Genomic DNA, 25,180 nt, shown 5'->3' with positions numbered 1-25,180 from the left:
CTTTGATTTCAATTTTTATTTTAATTCGATTTCCTCCAGCTCCTTCGGCGGAATCGACTTGCTGGAATTTTTCACATACGCCGCAAGATCCTTCTTTGCCGTTGCCACAGGGATATTTGTTCCGGCACCTGCGATACAGCCGCCCGGACATCCCATTCCTTCTATCAGACATCCATTCATACGTCCTGCTTTTGCCAGAGTCAGAATTTTCTTACACTCGGCAAGCCCTTCCGCGTGCTCGATATTGACCTGAACGTCTGGATAATATTCATTTATACACTTTTCAATTGCTTCTGCCACACCGCCTGCGCAGGCATATCCACGTCCAGCTCCAGTAGCATCATGGAAGGAAGATTCCGCCTCATATTTCGTCAAGTCAATTCCTTTCGCGTCAAACATCGCCTGCATTTCCTCAAAGGTTACGACAAAATCTACATCACTTCGTACACTTCTTCTGGATGCCTCTAGTTTTTTTGACGCACATGGACCGATAAATACTACCTTTGCGTCCGGATGCTCCTGCTTGATCGTACGCGCTGTCGCTACCATCGGTGTAAGTTCCTGCGAAATCTGATCGATGACATCAGGGAAGAATTTCTTCGCCATTACCGCCCAGGACGGACAACAGGAGGTCAGAAGAAACGGCAGTTCCCCCGTCACTACTTTGTCTACATAATGATGCGCTTCCGCAATCGCACCAATATCCGCGCCCAGTGCAACCTCGTATACCTCTGTAAATCCAAGTTCACGCAGTGCCGCCTTGATATTGCGCGGTGTAATATTTTTACCAAACTGTCCGACAAATGCCGGCGCAATTTCAGCCACAATCTCCTCGCCTTCCGAAAGTGCCCTCGCAAGCTGGAAAATCTGTGACTTGTCAGATATTGCTCCAAATGGGCAGCTTACCATGCACATTCCACAGGATACGCATTTTTCATTGTCAATGAAGGCACGTCCATATTTGTCCGACACGATCGCTCCTACCCCGCATGCCTTCTGGCAGGGACGTTCTTTCTTGGCAATCGCGTCGTATGGACAGACAGACTTACATCTTCCACATTTGATACATTTTTCCTGATCGATATAGGAACGCCCATTTACCATAGAAATCGCGTCGCGCGGACAGATCTCCTGACAAGGATGTGCAAGACACCCTTTACAAATATTGCTTACCTCATATTTGTTCTCCTCACAGCTTTCACATGCCGATGGAATCACCTGCATAAGCGGCGGCTCATAATATTTTTCAGAAATATTGCTTGCCTCTACTCCTGCTGTTAAATGCACCGGCTTATTCTCCGGCCGAAGAGAAAGCCCCATCGCCAGTCTCAAGCGCTCTCTCACAATCGCACGAGAACGATACGTGCTTTCTCTATATTTCTGCGTGTCATCATTTACAATTTCATAGGGTATCGCTTCCATATCATCCAGTAACGTTTTCGCGTCTGCTTTGAATCCTAATTTTGCAACCTCTGTAAACACCCTTCTGCGTATTGCCCTCACCGGTGTCTGCAATCCTCTCATCATAGATTCCTTCCTCCTGATTCTCCTCCCCTGCCCATAGCAGGTGTTTTTCCTTTAACAAATATAACGCCCTGTTAAAACATTGTCAACACGCTTATTTGTATAAAAAGCGATACAACCTCCTTTTGTCATTTCTTCTCAAATACGCTCTGCGCATAATACACAGACTGCATGGCATCCTTCCCATAAAAATCCGCCCCTATCATGTCCGCATACTCTTGGTTTAAGACAGCGCCCCCTACCATCACCTTGCATGCAGGTGCCTTTTTTCTCAATTCCTGTATCGTAGCTTCCATGCTCACTACTGTAGTTGTCATAAGTGCGCTCAATCCTACCAGACGGATATTTTCTTCGCATACAGTCTTTACAATCTTTTCAGGCGGAACGTCCTTTCCTAAGTCAATCACTTCAAAACTATAGTTTTCCAACAGTACTTTTACAATATTCTTCCCAATATCGTGGATGTCTCCCTTTACCGTAGCAAGTACGATTTTCTCTTTCTTTTCCTGGGAACCTCCTTTTTCCTCCATCTTCTCCTTCAGAACTGCGAACGCACTTTTGGCCGCCTCTGCGCTCATTAAAAGCTGCGGCAAAAATACAGTGCCTTTTTCAAAGCCCTTTCCCACATTATTAAGCGCCGGAATCATATATTCGTTGATAACCGATAGCGGTTCTTCTGTCATCACCAGTCTTGCCGCGATTGTATTCGCTTCTTCCTTCAGCCCCTTCTCAATTGCCGTCTGCAGTGTCATATCGTGAGATGCTGCGGCCAAAGCAGCTGGCTTTGTGTCTGCGGCTGCATATTTTTCGATAAACCTTTCACAATTTGCATCCAGATTCATCAATGCATGATATGCATACCAGGATTTCATCATATCCTCGGAGGCAGGATTGATGATCCCTGCGCTAAGCCCATTTTGCATTGCCATTGTGTAAAATGCCGCATTGATAACTGGACGGCTTGGAAGTCCAAAGGAAATATTCGATACCCCCAGTACCGTATGGACGCACAATTCCTGGCGCAGTCTTCTCAACGTCTCCAAAGTGACTTTCGCTCCCTCCGGCTCTGAGCTCACCGTCATAGCGAGGGCATCTATCACTATGTCCTTTTTCTCTATTCCATATTTCGCGGCTTCGTCAATGATTTTCCGCGCGATTTGTACTCTTCCTTCTGCGTCCTGCGGAATACCGTTTTCATCTAACGCCAGTCCGATTACCACACCGCCGTATTTTGCAAGCAGAGGAAAAACTTGATCCATGGACTCTTGTTTTCCGCTGACGGAATTCACCATTGCCTTGCCGTTATAGATACGCAGCGCCGTCTCAAGAGCCTCTGTATCTACCGTATCAATTTGAAGAGGCAGGCTTGTAACACTCTGCAGACTCTCTACCACCTCTTTCATCATAGCCGGCTCGTCAATATCCGGAAGTCCCACATTGACATCCAGAATATGGGCGCCCTTATCCTGCTGCATAATTCCTTCTTTTAAAATATAATCCAAATCATGATCCTTTAATGCCTGTTTGAATTTTTTCTTTCCGGTGGGATTAATCCGTTCTCCAATAATTTTAGAGCCTTCCTCCAAAAATACTGCCTGTCCGTAAGACGACACCACTGTAAGCTCCTTTTTTTCCGCCGCCTTCACAGGAATTCCTCTACAGCGCTCTGCCATTGCCCGAATGTGTTCCGGTGTAGTTCCGCAGCAGCCTCCCACCGCCGCTGCACCTTTTTTTACGATTTGTTCCATCGTATCCGCAAACGCTTCCGGCTCCACATCATAATAGGTAACACCGTCCTTTTGTTTGGGCAGCCCTGCGTTTGGTTTTACAATCACAGGCAATGACGTATACTTCAACAGCGCATCTAAAACAGGCAGCATTTGACTTGGCCCCATCCCGCAGTTTATCCCCAAAGCGTCTACACGCAGTCCTTCCAAAAGAGCAACCACAGAAGGGACGTCTGCCCCTGTCAAAAGCTTGCCTCTCTCGTCAAATATAGTCGTGACAAAAACCGGAAGCGCTGTATTTTCTTTTGCCGCGAGCACCGCCGCCTTCAACTCATATGTATCGCTCATTGTCTCAATATGAATGACATCTACTCCCGCTTCACTTCCATAAACCATCACTTCTTTAAATGCCTCATATGCCGTCTCAAAATCCAGATCGCCCATAGGTTTTAAAAGCTTTCCGGTAGGGCCAATATCTAAAGCAGTATAAATCCTTCTGCCGCAGGCCGCCGCTTTGGCCGCCGCATGTACATGGGAAACGGCAGTCTGTACAATCGCTTTCAAGGACAGCGTATCATCATGGAATTTCAGCGCGTTTGCTCCGAATGTATTGGTCAGTATGATGTCGCTCCCCGCCTCTATATACTTCCTGTGTATACTCTGAATGATCTCCGGATGTGTAATATTCCAGCTTTCCGGCAGTTCTCCGGGCAAAAGCCCCTCCTCCTGGAGAAGCGTTCCCATTCCCCCGTCAAAAAACAATAGATCTTTTCCCAAACGTTCTCGTATCATAACGTATCCCTTCTGTATATGCAGTCTTTTTTTTCGCAGGCCTCACAGCCCTTTATATGACATTTTTCTTCCACTGTACTTACACCGATCACCGCTGTGACTGACTTTGTCGGAGTCATCATACAACTGTCTGTCATGGTAAGCCCGATTGTCTTGGCACAGTCCAGCATTCGTATCAGTGATTTCTGATATTCAATCGCAAAATCTCCATATCCGGGACTAAATCTCGGACGAAGATATTTTTCTTCTTTTCGCAGTCTTTCCCCTATTTTTTTCTGACATATATCGCAGTACTCCTCCAGCATTGCCGCTGCACATGCCTGCAAGACAACTGTTTTTGCCATATCTGTAATCGTGTATCTTCTCAGCAGAGCATCTACACCTGTTCCAAGCGTTGCGCCAAAAAAAATCACATCACTGCATCCTCTTAAATTTTTTCCCAAATTCCTGCTTTTTATCTTCAAACTTCCTGCCATCATCTCTGTATCGTTTATCTGTCTGAAATCAAAAATACGATAGATGGATTTTAAGCTTGCCGCTTGTTCCAGTTCTTTAAAAGAATCTGAAATCATCGCAAGAGTCTGATCATCTACCGCATTTCTGCCAAATCCCAGATAACGTATGGCCTCTTTGACCCGTTTCTCCATACTGTCACCCCTGGCATTTTACAATCTCAGATAAATTTTGCATAATAGCAGATGCAATTTCTGGTTTATTCATGGAATAGATATGGATATTCCTTATGCCATTAGCCAGCAGGTCAATAATCTGGTCTGTCGCATAGGCGATTCCTGCCTGCTTCATCGCTTCCGGCGAGTCTCCAAAACGATCTAAAATAGCCAGAAATCTGCGCGGAAACACAGTACCGGAGAGCTCCTGGCTGCGTTTCATCTGCGCTGCACTTGTGATCGGCATAATACCGGGCAGAACCGGTACTGTAATTCCGGCTTCCCGTATCCGATACAGGAAATTATAATGAATATCATTGTCGAAAAACATCTGCGTCGTCAAAAAATCAACGCCGCAGTCTACTTTCTGCTTCAGATATTTGATGTCGTCTACTTTATGTTCATTTTCCACATGTCCTTCCGGATAACATGCCGCACCGATACAAAAATCCCCCTATTTTCTGATTTCCTGTATCAGCTCATATGCATAGTGAAACCGATCGCCGGACGGAAACTGCGCGCCCGCAGGAATATCCCCGCGAAGTGCGAGGATATTCTCAATACCAAGCTCCTTTAAATTTGCAATTACTTTCCTGACCTCTTCTTTGGTAGAAGAAACACAGGTCAGATGCGCAATACTCTCCACGTTTAACTCCCGTTTGATATAGGAGGCTATCTTTGCCGTATTCTTGCTCGTTCCTCCTCCGGCGCCGTAGGTAACACTGATATATGCCGGCGTAAGCTTGGCAATTTTCTCTGTTGCTTCCATCACTTTGTCAAATCCTGCTTCTGTCTTGGGCGGAAACACCTCAAAAGAAATATGAATTCTCTCTTCTCTTAGTTTGTCAATAATCTTCATGTAATCTCCTGTCTGTAACTTTATGTTTTTTCTTTATGTCTATTCTCCCAACAGGCTCTTATACAGCTCTTCATACTGTCTTGCCGAGTTCTTCCATGAGAAATCCTTCATCATCGCACGCTCTACAATTTTATTCCAGTCTCTTTTTTTATCGTAGAAAATATGCTCTGCATACCGGATCGTATTTAGCATCTCATGGGCATTGTAGTTTGCAAAGCTAAAGCCTGTTCCTGTTTTTTCATACTCATTGTATGGCTCTACTGTATCTTTGAGTCCGCCTGTCTCCCTTACAATTGGAAGCGTTCCGTATCTTAAGCTCATCAATTGGCTTAAACCACATGGTTCAAACAATGACGGCATAAGAAATGCGTCACAGGATGCGTAAATCTTGTGAGAAAGTTCATCTGAATAATAAATATTCGCAGAAACCTTTCCCGCATACTTCCATGCAAAATGGCGGAACATATTTTCATATTTTACTTCCCCTGTTCCAAGCGCCACAATCTGCACAGCGTCCTGGCACAGCTCATCCATCACATAATCAATCAAATCAAAGCCTTTCTGGTCTGTCAGGCGGGAAACAATCCCGATCATCATCACATGCGCATCCTTATTGAGCCCTAATTCCTCCTGCAGAGCCAGCTTATTGGCAACCTTATTCTTACGAAATGTATCTACTGTAAATTTTTTTGCAATCTTGTTGTCCGAAAATGGAGCGTACTCCTCATAGTCCAGCCCATTTACAATTCCACACAAATCATTGGATCTGGCGCTCATCAGCCCGTCCAATCCTTCTCCAAAAAATGGAGTTTTAATCTCCTCGGCATACGTCTGGCTGACTGTCGTCACCTTATCTGCATAGACAATCCCGCCTTTTAAGAGATTCGCATCTCTATATGCCTCCATCTTATCCGGTACAAAATAATACTCCGGCAATCCTGTAATTTCCCTCACCGTTTTTGTATCCCACACTCCCTGGAACTTCAGGTTATGTATCGTTATCGTCGTCTTGATTCCCCTGTAATATTCGCCCATATACCGGAAATTATCCAGATATACCGGTATCAGTCCTGTCTGCCAGTCATTACAATGAATCAGATCCGGACGGAACCCGATAACCGGTAAAATACTTAAAACTGCTTTGGAAAAAAATGCAAACTTTTCAATGTTCCATTTCGGATCTCCGTCATATGGAGCAAAGCCGCTGAAATAGTGTTCATTGTCGATAAAATAAAAAGTAATTTTATCGTATACATATTTCAAAATTCCCACATACTGGTTTTGTCCTGCAATATCCATGTAAAAATGATCTACATATTCCAGTTTTTCTTTCCATTCCTGTTTCATGCAGCTGTATTTCGGCAGTACCACGCGGGTATCATATTTTTTCTTGTTAAAATATTTGGGCAACGACCCCACTACGTCAGCAAGACCGCCGGTTTTGATAAATGGCACACACTCTGAGGACGCAAATAAAATGTTTTTCATCTTTTCCCCTCCATTTCCAGGTATATTAAGAACAATCTCTATTGTAGTTCATTATACCTCATTTTCACTGTAATGAAAAGAAGTTTATCTTCTGAGGCTGTCTGAAAATGTGCTTTTAGCCCCTATGCTTGTATTCTAACTGGATTGTATCCGCAATCAGCGCGATAAATTCTGAGTTGGTAGGCTTCCCTTTCCCTGTGCTGACTGTATAGCCGAACAATTCATCCAGCGTATCCAGCTTGCCTCTGTTCCAAGCCACTTCAATCGCATGTCGAATCGCCCTTTCTACTCTGCTGGAAGTCGTCTGATATTTCTTCGCCACTGTAGGATAGAGAACCTTGGTAATCGCGTTTAAAACATCCATGTCATCTACCGCCATAATAATAGCATCACGCAGGTAATGATAGCCCTTAATATGTGCCGGTATCCCTATTTCATGCAGCATATTGGTGACACGATTTTCCAAATCCTCCTCTCTGATTGCAGCATCCCCCTTTGTATCTTCGTTCTTTTTCTCATAATTTCGGAACATTTTTCTGACAGATTTTATCCGGTTTAACAGCATTTCGTTGTTAAACGGCTTCATAATGTAGTAATTTGCCCCTTTATTAAAGGCATCTTCTGTAATCTTCTCTTGGCCAACCGCTGTTACGACAATAAAATAGGGACGCTTATTCACCAGCTTGTCCTGACTGACACGTTCCATCACAGTCAGGCCGTCCATTTTCGGCATAATCAGATCCAGCAGTACAACATCCGGCTGCTTATTCCTGATAATCTGACACATCTCTTCGCCATTCTTTGCCTTCCCTACTACATTCAGCTCCTTGTCCATGTTGATAATCTCCTCCATCAAATCGAGGATTCTCTGATTATCATCAGCGATGGCTACACTCAAATGCTCCATAACTCCTTTTTCTCCTTTAGACAGAAAACCTCTTTTTGAAAACGCCACATTGCTTATTATATCTACACGCTTATGCAGAATCAAGGAGAATTTGTTGCACTAATTCGACACCCTTTCGACAAAAAGCTACTCGGCCTCTTTCAGCATATTTTCGATAAAAATTCCATACCCTTTTGTCGAATCCTGTACGAACACATGGGTGACTGCTCCGATCAGCTTTCCATTCTGTATGATTGGGCTTCCACTCATGCCTTGTATAATCCCCCCTGTTTTTTCCAGAAGGGCTTCATCTGTCACCTGTATGACCAATCCTTTGTTGATCTCTTTTTCAGAGGTGTCGATATCTGTCACCTCTATGTCATATTCTTGTATCTGATTATCGACAAAGCAACGCATTGTCGCCTTGCCAATTTCAATTTCTTCCTTCGACGCCGTCTCGATCGGTATCTGTTCTTCAAACACACCGTCGATTTTGTCTACCGTTCCATAAATACCGGCATCCGTATTTTTATCTATCGTCCCAAGCCTGTTATATCCATTATAAACGATGATCCCTTCCATACTTCCGGGAATTCCATTTTCTCCCTTTTTGATTGACTGAATGCTTGTTTTGTATAAGCTGCCGTCGGCAATATTCATCAGTACATTCGTGTCCGCATCGTGAATTCCATGCCCCAATGCCCCGAATCTGCTCTTTTCATTCAAAAATGTAATCGTTCCGAGTCCCTGTACATTATCTCTGACCCAGATACCTAGTTTATATTCATTTGGACTGCTTTCTACCGGCTCTAACTTAACATCCAGCTTTTCCTCATCTCTGCGCAATGTAAGTACCACTTCATCATCATCCAGATTTTCTAACGCTTTGAGAAGTTCTTTTTTATTATGGATTTCCTGGTTATTGAATCCTGTAATGTAATCTCCGGCTTTCACAAGATGTCCCGCCGGTTCATACTCCTGCCCGTCTATTCCCTCTATTTCCTCCGTATTTAAAACCATAACTCCATCTGTCTCCATATAAATACCAACCGGCATCCCTCCAAGAAGCACTGTATTATCGGAGATCGCCTCAGTGCCCGCCTCTGTCTGCCAGCTTTCTTTTTTGCTGCTTTGTGCCTGATATCCAATCAGACAGGTAAGAAGCGCCGCCGTCACAAGAAAGGAGAAGATAGCGCTATTTCTGCTTTTTTCTCCACTTTTTGTCATATCTGCCCACATCCTTTCTTCCGTATCGTAAAGAAAAAAACGGATACCTTTTAAGTACCCGCTTTTAGTATGTGAGCTTTTTTTCGTTTTCACACTGGTATTTCCTCTCACCCGCTGCCAAATCTTTCAATTCCTTTGCACTGTCCAAAATACTCTCTGTGACATTGGCACCGCCTAAAATACGTGCAAGCTCCGCAATAGATTCTGTTCTGTCAAGTGCGCGGATATGTGTGCTGGCAGCTCCATTTTCTGCCGTTTTTTCTATCAAAAAATGCGTGTCCGCCGCCGCCGCAATCTGCGAAAGGTGCGTAATACAAATGACTTGTCTGTTCCTGCCGATCACACGCATCTTCTCTGCTACTTTTCCTGCTGTTATCCCTGAAATTCCTGTATCAATCTCATCAAAAATCAGAGTCGGTGTATCTTCCTCATCTGCAAGAACCGTTTTTACCGCCAGCATGATTCTGGATAGTTCTCCTCCTGAGGCTACAGAAGCAAGCGGCCGTAAGGCTTCCCCCGGATTCACTGCGATATAAATTTCTGCGGCATCTCTTCCGTTCGCTGTATAATGCCCCAGATCGGAAATACGTATCTCAAACCGATTATCCAGAAAATTCAGATCTGCTAACTGGCTTTGAATCTCTTCTGAAAATGCTTTTGCAGCCTTTTTTCTCACATTGTGCAGCTTCTCACAAATCGTTTTCAATTCGTTTTCTGCTTTTTTTGTATCTTGCTCCAGTTTTAGAATATAAGCGTCGTAATCCTCCAGCTCTTTTAGTCTCTGTATTTTTTCGTCAGAATATGTCAGAATTTCTTGAATCGTACTGCCATATTTTGCCTTTAAATGATTGATTTGATTCAATCTGTTTTCTGTCTCATAAAAATCTTCTTCAGAGAATTCAAAACTTTTCGCATAATCTGACAATTCTCGGTTAAAATCATTGAGAAGGCTGTCGATTTCTAAAAGCTGGTTATACAGCTGTTCTCCTTTTTCGTCACAGTCCGCAGCCTCCAAAAGCGCCCTGATTGCCCGACTTAATAAATCGCTCGCGTTACTTGCAGCATCTTCGCTTGTATACTGATGGGCCTCTGTTATCCCTTCTTTTAATTTTCGACTCTTTACCATGCGCCGGTAAAGGGTTTCTAACTCTTCATCCTCTCCGTCTTCTAAAGAAGCTTCTTTAATTTCTGCGACCTCAAATTCAGCCAACGCCATTTCTTTTTTTCGTTCTTCTTCGTTCAAGGCCGATTCTTCCAGCTTCCTTGTGCATTTTTTATATTTTTTAAATGTCTCCTCTGCCTTTTCTTTCAGAGATGTAATCTCTGGTTTCGCATACAGATCCAAAAGAGCAAGGTGATTCTTTTTATCGAGCAATGTCTGATGCTCATGCTGGCCATGAATGTCAATCAACAGCCCTGCTACGCTCCTTAGAATATTCATGCTGACTGTTTCTCCGTTAATCCGGCTGACACTGCGCCCTTCCATTAATTTTCTGCTTAACACCAGCATCCCGTCTTCTGGAAAAATATCATATTCCTTAAGCTGTTCTTTAAGCCTCTCATCCTCCACCAAAAAGACAAGCTCCACCAGACCGGATTTAGCACCGTTTCTTAAAATATCTCCTGTATACCGCCCACCTAGAGCAAGGTTCACAGAGCCCAGTAAAATCGATTTTCCTGCCCCTGTCTCCCCTGTCAGTATATTAAGGCCCGATTGAAATTCCACTTCCGCCTCGTCGATCAAAGCTAAATTTTTTACATGCAGATTTTGTAACATATGTTTACCTATATCCCTTTTGATACAATCCTTCGTATTTTTTCCATCACAGCTACTGTCTCTTCTACACTTCGTATCGCACACATAATCGTATCGTCTCCGGCGATACAGCCGACCACCTCATTCCACTTCATAGCATCCACCGCCACCGCGACCGCCATCGCCATTCCGGACACTGTCTTGATAACAAGAATATTCTGCGCCATATCCATCGAAAGATACCCGTCCTTTAATACCCGCACATACTTCTCACTCATGCCTTCTTCATCCTGCCTGTGGATGACATATTTCTGTTTTCCGCCATCCACAGAAACCTTCGTAAGCTTTAAGTCGCGGATGTCGCGCGATACGGTCGCCTGCGTCACTTTAAACCCTGAACTATTTAAGCGTTCTGCAAGCTCTTCCTGTGTCTCAATGTCATACTGACTGATTAATTCAATAATTTTTGCATGTCGGCTGACTTTCATTTTTCTAGTTTCCTTTCATTTTTTTACGCATGGTTTTCATAAAGCTTTCTCTGCTTAGCTTAATCAGCTTTGTCGTCTCTTTTGCCTTTCTTATACAGACTCTGTTTCCTGTCACAAGAGGAATTCCTTCTGTCCCGTCAAATGTCAGAAGAACATGCTCTTTTCTGCCATATCTTCCTTTGCAGATTTCCACCTCGATCTTATCCTCTGCCGAGAGAACAATGCTGCTTGTATTCAGGGCGTGGGAACAGATAGGAGTGAGCACGAACATACTCGCCGTCGGTTCCACAACAGGGCCTCCTGCGGAGAGATTATATCCCGTTGTCCCCGTAGGTGTAGATATAATCAATCCGTCTGCCAGATACGTATTAAGAAGTGTTCCGTTTACATAGACGTCAAACTGTACCACTCTAAGGCCGCCCTCCCGCGTCAGGACAATATCGTTTAATGCCATGTCACTGACCACCTGATCTACTGTCCCCTGGATCATCATCCTTTCTTCAATATCCGGCGTCCCTTTAAACAACATGTCAAGCGCAGCTTTGCATTCTTTCAGTTCTACTTCCGCCAGGTATCCCAGTGTACCTAAGTTGATTCCTAAAAGCGGGATATTATATCCCCCCAATTCTCTCGCCGCACGAATCAGTGTTCCGTCTCCGCCAAGCACCAGCGCACATTCTACATCTTCTGGAATACTTTCGGGGATAATATGTCCAAGCGCATCCTTTTGCGACAGAATACATACCTTTTTATTTTGCTCGATATAGGCTTTTATTTCCTGTGTAATTTTATAATCTTTGTCTTTCAGCCTGTTTGTAATAATATAAAATCGTTCCATAGCTTTCCTCTTATTTTGCCAGTGTGTCAAATGCAGTATCTACAGTCCTGATAATGTCGGCAGTGATTTCTGTTTCTGCCTGGCTTTTTACATTCCTTCCTTCCGGCGGATATTTTTTCAGATGCACGAGATACTCAATATTTCCTTCTGGCCCTTTGATTGGGGAAAAATCCAGCGCCAGGACAGCAAAGCCAATCTCCTGCGCATAGTCCACTACTTTTTGGATCACTTCTACGTGTGTACTCTTTTCCCGCACGACCCCTTTTTTCCCGACCTTCTCTCTGCCTGCCTCAAACTGTGGTTTAATCAGAGCGACGATCTCCCCTTCTTCTTTTAAATAATTTTGAATCGGCAGCAGCACCTTCGTCAAAGAAATAAAAGAGACATCAATGGAAGAAAAGTCGATCGGTTCTCCTATATCTTCCGGTTTCACATAACGAATATTTGTCTTTTCCATACAGACGACACGTGCATCCTGCCTCAATCCCCAGTCCAGCTGTCCATATCCTACATCAATGGCATATACCTTACTTGCACCATTTTTTAACATACAGTCTGTAAATCCCCCAGTAGAAGCTCCTACGTCTGTACAGACCTTCCCACTTACGTCTGTCTGGAAATTTGCAAGTGCCTTTTCCAGCTTTAAGCCGCCTCTGCTGACGTATTTTAATGCGTGTCCTTTGACTTCAATCTGCACCTCCTCTGGAAATGTGGTTCCCGCCTTATCCTCCCGCTGTCCGTCTACATAGACATTTCCAGACATAATAATTGCCTTTGCTTTTTCTCTGGACGCCGCTAAATTCCTTTTTACAAGCAGTACATCTAAACGTTCCTTCATGCTCTTTTCCTCTGTTAAACTGTCTTTTTCCATACGCCTTCTATCACCGCTGCATAATCTGTAATAATCTGCTTTACAATCACTTCCGGTGTCAGACCTACCTCCCGGCGCAAAACTTCTACATTGCCATGCTCCACATACTCATCCGGAATCCCAATATTACGTACTTTTACATTGAGCTTTGCTTTCGCAGCATATGCAAGCACCTGCTCTCCAAAGCCTCCGGAAAGCACATTTTCCTCTATTGTAACAATAAGGGAATGATCGATTGCCAGATATTCCAGCATCTGTGTGTCCAGCGGTTTTATGAACCGGGCATTGATAAGACTACAGCTGTATCCTATCTCTTTTAATTCTCTGCGCACTTCATCTGCAAGAGGTGCCATATGTCCCGCAAAGATTAAGGCGATGCTTTCTTCCTCATACAAAATCTCACTCTTGCCAAGTACAATAGGAGAACGGAATCTCTGCATGCCCTCATAGGCTTCTCCACGCGGATAACGCAGCGCCACCGGAGCTGCCAGCTCGACTGCAAACCGCAGCATATCTGCCATTTCCCATCTGTTTTTCGGAGACATGACAGTCAGATTGGGAATCATAGATAAAAAGGACAAGTCAAATACTCCCTGGTGCGTCTCTCCGTCACTTCCCACCAATCCAGCCCGATCCACTGCGAACACAACCGGCAGATTCTGCAGACAGACGTCATGGATCATCTGATCGTATGCTCGCTGCAAAAAAGAGGAATACACAGCAAACACTGGTTTCAGTCCCCCCGCCGCTAGCCCTGCTGCGAAAGTCACTGCATGCTCCTCTGCAATTCCAACGTCAAAAAAACGGTGCGGATATTTTTTGGCGAATCTGCCAAGTCCAGTCCCATCCTCCATCGCCGCGGTGATCCCTACTACCTTTTCATCATGCTGTGCAATGTCCAAAAATACCTTTGAAAATACTTCCGTATATGTATCCGGCCCCTTTTTTCCCTCTGTCTTTCCTGTCTCTATATCAAAAGGCCCTGTGCCATGGAATCTGGAAGGATTTTCCTCGGCTGGTGGATACCCTTTTCCCTTTTTCGTCAGCACATGGACAAGTACGGCATGGTTTACTCTCTTTGCCTCGCAGAAGGTTTTATAAAGTTTGCGAATATCATGCCCGTCTACCGGCCCTAAATAAGTGATCCCCATATCCTCAAAAAACATTCCCGGTACAAAAAGCTGTTTGATCCCACTCTTCGTCTTTTTTACCTGATGTACGATCCGTTCGCCCTGTCTCGGAATTTTGCGCAGGGTATCTTCTACCCCCTTTTTCAATTCTGCATACGCCTGTGCCGTTCTAAGACCGTCAAGGTAGCGGGACATTCCGCCTACGTTCTCTGAGATCGACATATGATTGTCATTGAGCACAATGATAAAATTACTCTTTAGCTGCGACGCATTATTTAACGCTTCGTATGCCATTCCTCCAGTCATTGCGCCGTCTCCTATGACCGAGACGATACGGTGCTTCTCTCCAAGCAGATCGCGTGCCGTCACATACCCAAGCCCTGCTGAAATAGAGGTAGAGCTGTGTCCCGTATCAAATGCATCACACGCGCTTTCCTTTCTCTTAGGGAAACCGCTTAATCCGCCATATTTGCGTAAGCCGTCAAATCCCGCCTTTCTTCCCGTCAAAAGCTTGTGCGTGTAGGACTGATGCCCTACATCCCAGATAAGCTTATCCTGCGGAAATTCTAAGGCGAGGTGCAGTGCAATTGTAAGCTCTACAACTCCTAAATTGGAAGCAAGATGTCCGCCTGTATGGCTGATCTTTTCTATCAAAAATTGCCGGATTTCCTCAGCGAGTGGTTTTAATTCCTCCGGCTCCAAATTCTTTATATCGTTTTCTTTCTGGATTTTCTCCAGCAGCATAAGGAATCCCTCCCTATTTTTTTCTATAGACCAGAGATTTCAACAGTTGCTCTAAAAATACAGAAGAATCCTCTGTGTCCATCTCTTTTAACAGTTCAATTGCCTGTTTGGTCAAAACCTCCACCGTTCTTTTTGCTTCCTCTAGTCCATGCAGTGTCACATACGTGGTTTTCTCATTTTTCTCATCACTGTGAAGTGGTTTTCCCAATTCCTCCATTGTACCGGTCACATCTAAAATGTCATCCTGTATCTGGAATGCAACCCCTATCTTTCTGGCTATCTGCTCTGTCTTTTTTATAGTTTCCTCTCCTGCCTCTGCCAGGACAGCTCCGATCATCATCGACGCCTCGAGCAGTGCGCCTGTCTTTAGCCGGTAAATAAAACGAAGGGTTTCTTCCGGCACTGCATGTCCGGACTCCTTTACATCTACCACCTGGCCGCCGATCATTCCATAGATTCCGGCTTTTCCTGCCAGAATCTGCAATGCCCTCCCAAGCCTTTTACTGCCTGTGGACTCCAAATCAAATGCACGGCACGCCGTCTCAAACGCATAATTTAAAAGTGCGTCTCCCGCGAGAATCCCCATATCTTCTCCATAGACAATATGGGTTGTCTTTCTTCCTCTGCGATATGCATCGTTATCCATTGCCGGCAGGTCGTCATGGACAAGAGAGTACGTATGAATCATTTCTATTGCCGCCATAAATGGCTCGATCAGTTTTTCTCTTCCTCCAAACAGATGATATATCTCCAGCATCAGCATAGGGCGCAGGCGTTTTCCTCCTGCCATAAGGCTGTACTCCATCGCTTCCATAATGACAGCCTGCTCTCCCTCTTTCTCTGGCAGATACTGTTTTAAAATCTGCTCAATCTGCTCTGCCTTCCTTTGGATTTCTTCTTTAAAATTCATACGCTTCTCCATCCTCATCCAGAATCATTACTTTTTTTTCAACCTCGTCGATTGTCTCACTGCATTTTTTCAAAAGCTTCATTCCTTGATCATAAAGCTGGAAGGATTCTTCTAATGTCACATTCTCTCCTTCCAAATCTGTAATAACGCTCTCAAGCCTTTCAAATAAATCTTCCAGATTTTCACGCTTTTCTTTCTCTGCCATAGCCTTGCTCCTTCTTTTGTCTTAAAGACTATTTATGCTTCCTCTTAATCTCACAAACCTTCGCTTTTACAACTCCGTCGGTCATATACAAATTCAGTATCTCCTCTTTTTCCACCTGCAAAACGGATTTTATATTTTCTTTTCTGTTATTTTCAATATAAGAATATCCCTGGCTCAATTTGGTAAGGGGGGATAAGCCCTTCATTTTTTCAATATAAATGGCAAGCCGGTGCTTGTTTGCCTTTAACTTTTCTTCAAAAAGCGTGTGTATCCGGCTCTCCAGTTCTGATGCATACTGCCTGTCACTGCGTAATTTCTGCCTGGGATGACACATTTTAAGCTTTAAAGCTGTCTGTTTTACCTTTGCGCGTTCCTGCTCTATCTTCTGCACCATCTGTCTTCGTATTCTGGCTCTTCTTTCGTCGCACGCAGCCTTCACATCTCGGTAGTCGTACACTGCGAGCTCCGCCGCCGCAGAAGGAGTAGGCGCTCTCATATCCGCAACAAAATCTATGATTGTTGTGTCTGTTTCATGTCCCACTGCTGAAATAATCGGAGTAGAACATTCAAATACGGCGCGGGCTACCGCTTCTTCGTTAAACGCCCACAGATCCTCTATGCTGCCGCCTCCTCTCCCGACAATCATAACATCCACCTTTTTTTTCTCAAGCATCCGGATTCCGCGGACAATACTTTCCACCGCCCCCTCCCCTTGTACCTGTGCGGGATACAGTAAAAGCTGTACATATGGATTTCTCCTGGAAGCAATGTGAATAATATCCCTTATTGCCGCCCCGGTAGATGCCGTCACAATTCCCACCGTATGCACATACTTAGGAATCGGCTGCTTATATTCCGGTGCGAACATCCCCATCTCTTGAAGCTCTTTTTTCAATGCTTCAAACCTCTCATGCAAAAGCCCCGCGCCATCTGGCAGAATCTCTTTTGCATAGAGCTGATATTTGCCGTCTCTTTCATATACACTGACACTTCCTAAAACTACAACCTGCTGTCCGTCCTGCATACGAAAAGAAAGTCCTGACCGTGAACCTGCGAACATGACACAGGCTATCAATCCGGACTCATCTTTCAGCGAAAAATAAATATGGCCTGAAGTATGGTATTTACAATTGGATACCTCTCCTTTTACATAGATACGGTTTAGCATAAAGTCCTGCGCAAACATATTTTTGATATATGCATTGACCTGCCTCACTGTATAAACATTGTGCATAAATGCCTCCCGTTTATTCTGCCAATTTTGCAAGGACGCCGTTTACAAAGGACGGCCCATCCTCTCCGCTAAATCGCTTTGCCAGCTCTACCGCCTCATTGATCGCAACAGATGTGGGAATGTCATCATCCCACAAAATCTCATAGACAGCAAGGCGCAGAATCGTCAAATCTACTTTATTCATGCGGCTTGTTTTCCAGCCCTTCGTCTTCTCATTCAAAATCCGGTCAATCTCCGGCACTCTCCCTGCAACTGCCTCATACTTTTTCTGTATATACTCTCTGTCTTTTTCTTTTGCATCCGGAAGACTGTCAAAATACAAGATTACATGTTCCGGCATATCTTCTGGTTTATTAAATTCAATCTGGAACAACATTTTAAAAATATGCTCCCGAAGTTTTGTTCTTACCATATTCGCTCCTCCAAAGGATTTTCCACTTGCACGCAGTGCGCATCCCGCCCAGAGGGCTTTTTATATAATAGGAAATTTATCGAAATTTCCTATTATAGAACGAAATTTCCTGTACAATAAAAAGGATGTCCTGCGACATCCTTTATTATACTACATGAATACGCTCTTTGGCAATAAAAGGTTACTCCTGGGATTCCATTTCCACTCCCGCCACTTTAATATTTACATCTGCAACCTCCAGACCTGTCATATTTTCCACTGCATTTTTTACCTTCTCTTGGACTTTGCCGGAGACATCCATAATGCTGTAATTATATTTCAAATTCAGGGCGAGGGATACCGTCACAACACCTTCCAGCACATCTACCTTCACACCCTTCGACAGATTCTTCATTCCCAGTCTGCTGATCAATTCATTCGTGATATTTCCTGCCATAGACGCAACGCCTTCCACTTCTGTAGCGGCCAGAGCAGCAATAATCGCAACCACCTCGTCTGCAATCTTTACCTCTCCCATGCTTGCATCATTTTGTATTGTATACGTATTTCTTTCGTCCCTTGCCATCGTAAAAAACCTCCTGTTTCGTTTCCACTCTTTTATATCTAAGCTCTTTTTGTTTTCTTCTCTTTTCTTATTATAACAAATATCCCTCTGTTTGCAAAGAGAAATCATCAGGAGCGCCCGAATTCGGATAAGATCAGCCCTTCGTTTCTCTCCTGTGTCATACGGATGCTCCACTCATGCACAAACAAAAGCAGCGGCCGGCCCTTTAAGTCTTTGATTTTCTTCATGTCTGACGTCCCCGTCAGCCTGCTTATGTCTATCTCCTCGTTTTCCACCCACCGGATATATTCGTAAGGAAGTGTTTCTAAGCGGATCTCTACATTGTATTCATTCTTCAGCCGGTATTTCAATACATCAAACTGTAGAACGCCGACCACACCGACGATGATTTCCTCCATACCTGTATTAAATTCCTGGAAGATCTGTATCGCTCCCTCCTGTGCAATCTGGTTGATCCCTTTGACAAACTGTTTTCTCTTCATCGTATCTTCCTGCCGTACACGCGCGAAATGTTCCGGTGCAAAGGTCGGAATCCCTTCATAGGCGAACTTCTTTTTGGAGGTGGTAAGCGTATCTCCGATAGAAAAAATACCCGGGTCAAAGATACCGATAATATCTCCTCCGCATGCCTTTTCGATTATCCTTCTCTCACTTGCCATCATTTGTTGCGGCTGAGAAAGACGCACTTCTTTTTTCCCCTGTATGTGGTATACCGACATGCCGGCATGAAATTCTCCGGAACAGATCCGCATAAACGCGATCCGATCTCGGTGCGCTTTATTCATATTTGCCTGTATTTTAAACACAAATGCAGAAAAATCCGGTTCCGTCATCGGATCGATTTCCCCCTGATCCGACATTCTGGGAAGCGGAGAGGTTGTCATTTTCAAGAAATGCTTTAAAAAGGTCTCCACGCCGAAATTGGTAAGTGCAGAACCAAAAAATACAGGAGAAAGCTCCCCTTTATTTACTAATTCCTGATCAAATTCCGCCGACGCACCATCTAAAAGTTCAATCTCTTCTAGCAGAGTCGTCTTTGCTTCCTCTCCTATCAGCCAGTCCAACTCTGGATTATTTGCCTCTACTGTCTTAACTTCCCCTGTTGTCGTCCCTTTATGCGTATCTGAAAATAATTCGACTTCTTTCTTTTGTCTGTCGTATACTCCCTTAAACGCCTTACCTGAACCAATCGGCCAATTTACGGGGCAAGTTGCGATCCCCAGCTCTTTTTCAATATCATCAAGCAAATCAAACGTATCCTTTGCCTCTCTGTCCATTTTATTGATAAATGTAAAAATTGGAATGTGTCTCATAACACATACCTTGAACAGCTTCCTCGTCTGTGCCTCTACCCCTTTGGACGCGTCAATCACCATTACGGCAGAATCCGCCGCCATTAGCGTACGGTACGTATCTTCAGAAAAATCCTGATGTCCCGGCGTATCCAGGATGTTGATGCAAAATCCTCCATAATTAAACTGCAGTACAGAGGACGTCACTGAAATCCCTCTTTCTTTTTCTATCTCCATCCAGTCCGACACCGCATGTCTTGCAGTTGCTTTTCCCTTGACAGAGCCGGCTAAGTTGATCGCCCCTCCATATAAAAGAAATTTTTCTGTAAGTGTCGTTTTTCCCGCATCTGGATGAGAAATAATCGCAAACGTCCTTCTTTTTTTTATCTCATTCGTTATTTCCGACATAGCTTTTTATTCTCCTGTTGATAAAATTCTACAACACCGGTATACATGGCTTAAACTTCCTTTTTACCATGTATGCCGGCACTGCCCTCCATCTGGACATACGAATCTAGTTTAGCATATGTAGAAAAAGACTGCAAGGTCAAGTCATTCATGTATCGGTGTGATTACAATATTTTCAGGGGCAATATCTGTCTTTCTCGTCACAATGTCCTCAATCTGCGCCCTGTTTGCGTCCGTTAATTCTTCAGAGTTTACTACAATATCTGCCGAATCTGCAGTCAGGCTTACAACAGCCTCTGTGAAGCCTTTCGAGGCCATCAGGGTTTCAATCGCCACTTCCTGCTCCGAGATCTCTGTGAGAGCGACCATCTGCGCAACGGCATCCTGTTTCTCTGCATCACTTAGGTCAACATTGTCAATGATTGCCTGCAGCGTCTCTTTGTTCTGTGCTCTTACCTGTTCTCTTGATACTTTTGCCTGCGCTACTGTTGTATCTGCACCTCCGCTTGTCAGCACAGCTTCTCCCGGCGTCCCTTCTACATCCGAATCATTGCTTTGAATATCCTCGGAACCTGTCTCAATATCCTCCTGGGAAATATCAAGCAACTCCTGATTTGCCAAATCTGCATTTGCTTCTGTCGTACTTTTTTCTTCTCCTCCAAACAGCTTGCCTGAATAATTCAGATATCCGGCAATCGCAATCATTACCGCCAGCGTTGTGATAATAATTTGGTTTTTCTTAAATAAACGTTTCATGGAATCCTCCTTTATGATGTACTGTGACGTTTCATTATTTTAATCTTATGCGCCTCTACGCCGAATAATGCCTGAACCGCCTCAGTTATATTCTGTACTACTATCGCATTATCTCCTCCGTCTGCTATCACGATCACCCCTTCCACTTCCGGAGTGAGCTCTTTACTCACATAGGGAGACTGGCTGCCGTCAGAACTCTGTTCATACACACTCGTTCTGTCAGAGGAACTATCCTGGGTACTGCGCGTACCTCCTTCACTGTCTTCCTCCTCTGTCGTCTGACTGGTTGACTGCTGATCCTTTTCAATCACTTTTTGAGCAGAGGACTTCAGTGTAATCATTACAGATACTTTCCCCACTCCTTCTACCTCCTCGAGCGCCTGTGCTGTCCTTGTTTCCAAATATTCCTGATATTGAGACATTTGTGTATCTTCTGTCTGCATTTTTTTCTCTGTCTGCCTTGTTTGTTCCTCTTTCTTTTCAGGTACTGGAAAGGCAATGACAAGAAGCAGTACGCCTATCAGAAATACAATAAGTATCTGACTCTTTTGGGGGAGCTTTTCATTTTTTCTGATTTTGGACAGCCATTCTTTTAATTTATTCTCCAATCTCAATCTCCTCCACCTCTATCCGGTTGCCATTTTCTTCCCCCGTATTTTCCTGATATTGTTCCGGTACAAAATCCATAATATCCAAATCCTCAAAATATTCCGTTTTACGCTGGATTTCCTGTTTTTCCATCTCATATTCCCTACTATGGTAAAGCTCTGTAAACGTGTCCATCATACCTGACAGCTTCAAAATCGGCGAAAATAAAAACAGTACTAAAACCAATCCGGAAAAAAATTGAATATATTTCTTGTATTCTTTTCCTGGTATCGCCTGCAATACCGCAGCGACAATAATCAAATATGCGGCAATATTCATCATCCACTCATATAACTGTGTCAGCATCTGCCCCTCCTTTATATGCGGCAATACAAGTTTAAAAATCAAGTGGTGGAAACTGCCACAACCGCAATCGTCAGAAGAAACAAAATCCCTGTAGAAAAAATCACTTTTACAATCAATTCGTATCCCTCACTAACGCTTCCAATACATCCGGTAATCCGTTTGTCTGATACTGGCTGTACCAGCGCTGCCGCCAGTTTATACATAAATGCCATCACAAGCATTTGAAGAAGAGGAACCACACAAATTCCGACTGCAATCACAGTTCCTGCCATTCCGATTCCATTCTTTATCAGTACTGTAGTTCCCAGCAGCACGTCTGTCACCCCGCCGATAGCATTACCGATGCCAGGCAGTGCCTTCGCAGTTTTGGTAAGCGCTCCCCTTTTCAAGGAATCAATTGCCGGCGCCAGGAGTCCTTGTACCACATTAATTCCAATAATACATGCCAGCAGCGTTTTTAATATCCAAGCCACAAGCCTTTGTAAAAGTCCTGCAAACTGGGATAAAAAGTCCTCCCCTGTCAATTTGCTTAGAACCTGTATCATAATATAGATATTAATAAGAGGAAGAACAAATCCAAGAATCAGTATTTCCACTACGTATATCAGAAGTAAAATGACATTATAAAAAAACAGGGAGGTTACACTGCCTGAGGCAAGCGCCACTGCAAGAAAATAGCTTGGACACAATACTCTCATAAAATCAACGAGAAGGGAGAGCTTTTCCTCCACCCCATCCATTGCAATCCGAAAGGAACTTAAACATAAGGCGATTAAAAGCATATATAGTACATAAAAGCTGATTTCCGATACCTGTCTGTTCTGGAATGCATTAGAAAAATTCGTAAAGACAGCCGCTATCAGTGCAATCAGCAGTATGTATACCAGATTCTGTCTGTTGTATCGAAATTCATAAGATAATTGATCCGCCAGGAAATGGAGAAACAGTTCTCCTGTTTCTTCTATATCTCCTGATAATAACGGCATAAGTACATCCTCAAATTTTAACTTCTGCGTGGGAAACATCTGTCTTAAGCTGTCGTCTACCTCTGAAAAATCAAATTCTTCTACCAGCGCTTCCTCCACTTCTTTTTGTATCTGCGCTTCTTCCTCCTCTGTCAGTTCTTCCCCCTGCTCCTCCTCTTTTTGCTCTTCCTTAGCATAGCCTGTCACTGAATGGAGATTCCATACCCCACCTAAAAACAGAAAAAAGAGCAGTACGAAAAGCAGTCCTCTAAATGGATATACATATTTCATGCCAAAAACTCCTGAATGGTTTCTAACAGAGCCAGTAAAACCGGCATACCCAGCGCTAAGATTGTCAGTTTGCAAAAGATTTCTATCTGCACTGCGATTGTCTGATACCCTGCGTCCTTACATATACTGGAAGAAAACTCAGCGATATAAGTAATTCCTATCATTTTTAACATAGTGGAGATATAGCCTGTGTCTACTTTAATAAAATGGCTTAACTGCTCCACTGTCCGGATAAATATCTCCAGACGGTCTACAATACAGGAAAATAAAAGGATACTCACACCCACGCCCATATAAATCCCGTATTCTGTTTTCCCACCTTTAAACTGGATCGCAAGCAGCGTTCCAATTACTCCGATAATCCCTATTTGCAATACACTCATATTCTTACCTCTTCTTTTGAAACGCTTACAGGGAAAACAACTGCTTAATAGACAAAAACAAATCATATATGTAGGGCAGAACCCATGACAGAACTAAAATCAAGCCTGCAAAGCTTGTCAGGAAAGCCTGTTCTTCTCTCCCACTGTGCTTTAATACCTGGCTTAAAATAGATACCAGGATTCCCACTGCTGCAATTTTAAATATCAGATTTATCGTCATGGCTTCCTCCTGCTTTCTCTTTGTTTTGGCTTCATGCGGCAAAAGAGACTTCTTTCACAGAAATTTTCTCTAAAGACAACCAGACAGGCTTTCTATATCAAAGCAGCACCACTACCAGGAAGATCCCTCCCATTACTCCCAGCCAACTGCTGATTCTTCTTTTTGAAGCCATCCCTTCCCGCACCTTCTCAATTTCTAATTCCAAACGGTTTAAATACATCTGCATGGTGTGCCGAAAGCTTTCCTTGTCCAATTGCCCTAAAAACGTCCCCAGTTCCTTTAGCTGGATCGAATGTGTGCTTTTTAAGTGCAGTTCACATAAGTATTTATCTATAGAACGGTTCCATATCTTTGCAAATCCCTGTTCCCTTCTTTCTTCTACTTCTTGCACCATTGCTTTTAACCAAGTGCGATAGGGCTCTTTTACACGCATGCTTATCTTTCCGAATACTTCACTTAGCGGTGCGTTTGTATATTCCATCTCTCCTTGAATCAAATAAATAACATGCCGGATATAAAGCAGCTTTTCCAAATAATTTTTCAGTTCTGCCGCGTACAGAAGGCCTCCGCATGTAGTGGCTGTAATAATTAAAAGGCTTCCCAGCACTCTTTGCACAGCATACTCCCCCGTTCGTCATAGATTCCCTGAATTTCCCCAGGTTTTTCCTCGTTTTGCAGCACTACATACCGTTCAAACCTCTTCCGCCGTATCAATTCCCCCAAAATTGGTTTCTTTTTTGCTTCCTCCATCGATGTGCTGTGTACAGAGGCAATCATTTTGCAGCCGCACTGCATAGCATATTCGATCGCATGAATATCCTCCTGCGTACCTATCTCATCCACCGCGATCACCTGCGGCGCCATAGAGCGAATCAACATAATCATCCCCTCTGCCTTAGGACAACAGTCCAGTACATCCGTCCGGCTCCCTAAATGGTTCTGTGCCACTCCCAGATAACACCCTCCCAATTCTGAACGTTCGTCTACAACCCCTACGGTACATCCTTTTACATATGTATTCCCATCTGAAATCTGCCTGACTAAATCACGAATCAGTGTCGTCTTTCCGCATCTTGGCGGAGAAATAATCAATGTATGGCATACTTGCCTGTTTTTCGTGATATAGGGAAGAATTTTCTCAGAACATCCCAGAATTTCATGCGACATTCTGATATTGATCGATGAAATGTATTGTATATTCTTTACTTTTCCTTGTTCTACAATTACTTTTCCTGTCACGCCTGCCCGATGTCCTCCTTCTATTGTCAAAAATCCCTGTTTTAATTCATTCTCATATGCATACAGAGAGTAATGGCTGATATATTCCATTGTCTCCCTGACCTCCTCCTTTGTCACAATATACTTTTCCTTTTCCCTTACCGGCAGAGTCTTCTCTTCATTTCTATATATCATGCGCAAGGGCTGTCCGATTCGGAGCCGGATTTCCTGAAGATAAGTAAAATCCAGCCTTTCATCCTCCAGCACCTTCCTGACTGACTTTGCCAGAACCTGGAGAATCTGTGATTTTCTTTTCTCTGTATCCATCTTATCCACCTCTTTAAACAATATATGAGGGGATATTTAAAT

General features: G+C 43.8%; 25 protein-coding genes and 1 pseudogene. All 26 read right to left on the bottom strand.

All coding sequences use genetic code 11. The annotated features are described in order from the left end of the window. Nucleotides 1–15: 15 nt before the first annotated feature. Nucleotides 16–1,527: a 4Fe-4S dicluster domain-containing protein gene (locus tag ACZ5C4_RS08790; protein WP_464520670.1), complete on the bottom strand. Its 1,512-nt coding sequence runs from the start codon at nt 1,525–1,527 to the stop codon at nt 16–18. A gap of 125 nt (nt 1,528–1,652) precedes the next feature. Then, complete coding sequence (locus ACZ5C4_RS08785) at nt 1,653–4,043, bottom strand: homocysteine S-methyltransferase family protein (protein WP_464520669.1); 2,391 nt, start codon at nt 4,041–4,043, stop codon at nt 1,653–1,655. Next, nucleotides 4,040–4,690, bottom strand: coding sequence for a vitamin B12 dependent-methionine synthase activation domain-containing protein (locus ACZ5C4_RS08780; protein ID WP_464520668.1), 651 nt, complete (start codon nt 4,688–4,690; stop codon nt 4,040–4,042). The genes ACZ5C4_RS08785 and ACZ5C4_RS08780 overlap by 4 nt, the downstream gene beginning before the upstream one ends. A gap of 4 nt (nt 4,691–4,694) precedes the next feature. Then, nucleotides 4,695–5,570 (bottom strand): annotated as a pseudogene (gene metF, locus ACZ5C4_RS08775) (methylenetetrahydrofolate reductase [NAD(P)H]). Between the two features lie 39 nt (nt 5,571–5,609). Then, nucleotides 5,610–7,058: a glycogen synthase GlgA gene (gene glgA / locus ACZ5C4_RS08770; protein WP_464520667.1), complete on the bottom strand. Its 1,449-nt coding sequence runs from the start codon at nt 7,056–7,058 to the stop codon at nt 5,610–5,612. A gap of 115 nt (nt 7,059–7,173) precedes the next feature. After that, entirely contained in the window at nt 7,174–7,965 is a 792-nt protein-coding gene (gene spo0A / locus ACZ5C4_RS08765; RefSeq protein ID WP_186874644.1) for a sporulation transcription factor Spo0A, read from the bottom strand. Nucleotides 7,966–8,091: 126 nt separating this feature from the next. Further along, nucleotides 8,092–9,264, bottom strand: a complete 1,173-nt coding sequence (spoIVB, locus tag ACZ5C4_RS08760; RefSeq protein WP_464520666.1) for a SpoIVB peptidase — start codon at nt 9,262–9,264, stop codon at nt 8,092–8,094. After that, entirely contained in the window at nt 9,236–10,948 is a 1,713-nt protein-coding gene (gene recN / locus ACZ5C4_RS08755) for a DNA repair protein RecN (RefSeq protein ID WP_464520665.1), read from the bottom strand. The genes spoIVB and recN overlap by 29 nt, the downstream gene beginning before the upstream one ends. An 8-nt stretch (nt 10,949–10,956) precedes the next feature. Further along, entirely contained in the window at nt 10,957–11,415 is a 459-nt protein-coding gene (gene argR, locus ACZ5C4_RS08750) for an arginine repressor (protein ID WP_186874646.1), read from the bottom strand. A gap of 4 nt (nt 11,416–11,419) precedes the next feature. Continuing rightward, a complete protein-coding gene (locus ACZ5C4_RS08745) occupies nt 11,420–12,253 on the bottom strand; it encodes an NAD(+)/NADH kinase (RefSeq protein ID WP_186874647.1) in 834 nt (277 codons plus the stop codon). A gap of 10 nt (nt 12,254–12,263) precedes the next feature. Next, complete coding sequence (locus tag ACZ5C4_RS08740) at nt 12,264–13,091, bottom strand: TlyA family RNA methyltransferase (RefSeq protein WP_464522324.1); 828 nt, start codon at nt 13,089–13,091, stop codon at nt 12,264–12,266. Between the two features lie 14 nt (nt 13,092–13,105). After that, nucleotides 13,106–14,998: a 1-deoxy-D-xylulose-5-phosphate synthase gene (dxs, locus tag ACZ5C4_RS08735; protein WP_464520664.1), complete on the bottom strand. Its 1,893-nt coding sequence runs from the start codon at nt 14,996–14,998 to the stop codon at nt 13,106–13,108. A 13-nt stretch (nt 14,999–15,011) separates the two neighbouring features. Continuing rightward, on the bottom strand, nt 15,012–15,908 hold the full coding sequence (locus tag ACZ5C4_RS08730; protein ID WP_464520663.1) for a polyprenyl synthetase family protein: 897 nt from the start codon (nt 15,906–15,908) through the stop codon (nt 15,012–15,014). Continuing rightward, nucleotides 15,898–16,113 carry an exodeoxyribonuclease VII small subunit gene (xseB, locus tag ACZ5C4_RS08725; RefSeq protein WP_464520662.1) on the bottom strand — a complete coding sequence of 72 codons (216 nt, stop codon included), beginning with the start codon at nt 16,111–16,113 and terminating at the stop codon, nt 15,898–15,900. The genes ACZ5C4_RS08730 and xseB overlap by 11 nt, the downstream gene beginning before the upstream one ends. A gap of 28 nt (nt 16,114–16,141) precedes the next feature. Continuing rightward, nucleotides 16,142–17,347, bottom strand: coding sequence for an exodeoxyribonuclease VII large subunit (xseA, locus tag ACZ5C4_RS08720; protein ID WP_464520661.1), 1,206 nt, complete (start codon nt 17,345–17,347; stop codon nt 16,142–16,144). A gap of 13 nt (nt 17,348–17,360) precedes the next feature. Next, a complete protein-coding gene (gene nusB, locus ACZ5C4_RS08715) occupies nt 17,361–17,759 on the bottom strand; it encodes a transcription antitermination factor NusB (RefSeq protein WP_464520660.1) in 399 nt (132 codons plus the stop codon). A 181-nt stretch (nt 17,760–17,940) separates the two neighbouring features. Next, nucleotides 17,941–18,324, bottom strand: a complete 384-nt coding sequence (locus ACZ5C4_RS08710; protein ID WP_186874653.1) for an Asp23/Gls24 family envelope stress response protein — start codon at nt 18,322–18,324, stop codon at nt 17,941–17,943. A gap of 107 nt (nt 18,325–18,431) precedes the next feature. Then, complete coding sequence (locus ACZ5C4_RS08705; protein ID WP_464520659.1) at nt 18,432–20,024, bottom strand: peptide chain release factor 3; 1,593 nt, start codon at nt 20,022–20,024, stop codon at nt 18,432–18,434. Between the two features lie 144 nt (nt 20,025–20,168). After that, nucleotides 20,169–20,780: a SpoIIIAH-like family protein gene (locus tag ACZ5C4_RS08700; protein ID WP_186874655.1), complete on the bottom strand. Its 612-nt coding sequence runs from the start codon at nt 20,778–20,780 to the stop codon at nt 20,169–20,171. 11 nt (nt 20,781–20,791) lie between these two features. Further along, nucleotides 20,792–21,388, bottom strand: coding sequence for a stage III sporulation protein AG (locus tag ACZ5C4_RS08695; RefSeq protein WP_464520658.1), 597 nt, complete (start codon nt 21,386–21,388; stop codon nt 20,792–20,794). Then, nucleotides 21,378–21,734 (bottom strand): stage III sporulation protein AF, encoded by a 357-nt coding sequence (locus tag ACZ5C4_RS08690; RefSeq protein ID WP_464520657.1) that lies wholly within the window; start codon nt 21,732–21,734, stop codon nt 21,378–21,380. Before ACZ5C4_RS08690 ends, ACZ5C4_RS08695 begins: the two co-directional genes overlap by 11 nt. 38 nt (nt 21,735–21,772) lie before the next feature. Then, nucleotides 21,773–22,990, bottom strand: a complete 1,218-nt coding sequence (locus tag ACZ5C4_RS08685) for a stage III sporulation protein AE (RefSeq protein ID WP_464520656.1) — start codon at nt 22,988–22,990, stop codon at nt 21,773–21,775. Further along, a complete protein-coding gene (locus tag ACZ5C4_RS08680) occupies nt 22,987–23,373 on the bottom strand; it encodes a SpoIIIAC/SpoIIIAD family protein (RefSeq protein WP_186874659.1) in 387 nt (128 codons plus the stop codon). Before ACZ5C4_RS08680 ends, ACZ5C4_RS08685 begins: the two co-directional genes overlap by 4 nt. Nucleotides 23,374–23,398: 25 nt before the next feature. Next, nucleotides 23,399–23,593: a stage III sporulation protein AC gene (gene spoIIIAC / locus ACZ5C4_RS08675; RefSeq protein WP_178057698.1), complete on the bottom strand. Its 195-nt coding sequence runs from the start codon at nt 23,591–23,593 to the stop codon at nt 23,399–23,401. Nucleotides 23,594–23,690: 97 nt separating this feature from the next. Further along, nucleotides 23,691–24,209 carry a stage III sporulation protein AB gene (locus tag ACZ5C4_RS08670; protein WP_186874660.1) on the bottom strand — a complete coding sequence of 173 codons (519 nt, stop codon included), beginning with the start codon at nt 24,207–24,209 and terminating at the stop codon, nt 23,691–23,693. Then, a complete protein-coding gene (gene spoIIIAA / locus ACZ5C4_RS08665) occupies nt 24,182–25,138 on the bottom strand; it encodes a stage III sporulation protein AA (protein ID WP_464520655.1) in 957 nt (318 codons plus the stop codon). Before spoIIIAA ends, ACZ5C4_RS08670 begins: the two co-directional genes overlap by 28 nt. Nucleotides 25,139–25,180: the final 42 nt, after the last annotated feature.

Source organism: Mediterraneibacter flintii, assembly GCF_055387595.1.
This window is presented reverse-complemented; position numbering and strand designations above follow the sequence as displayed.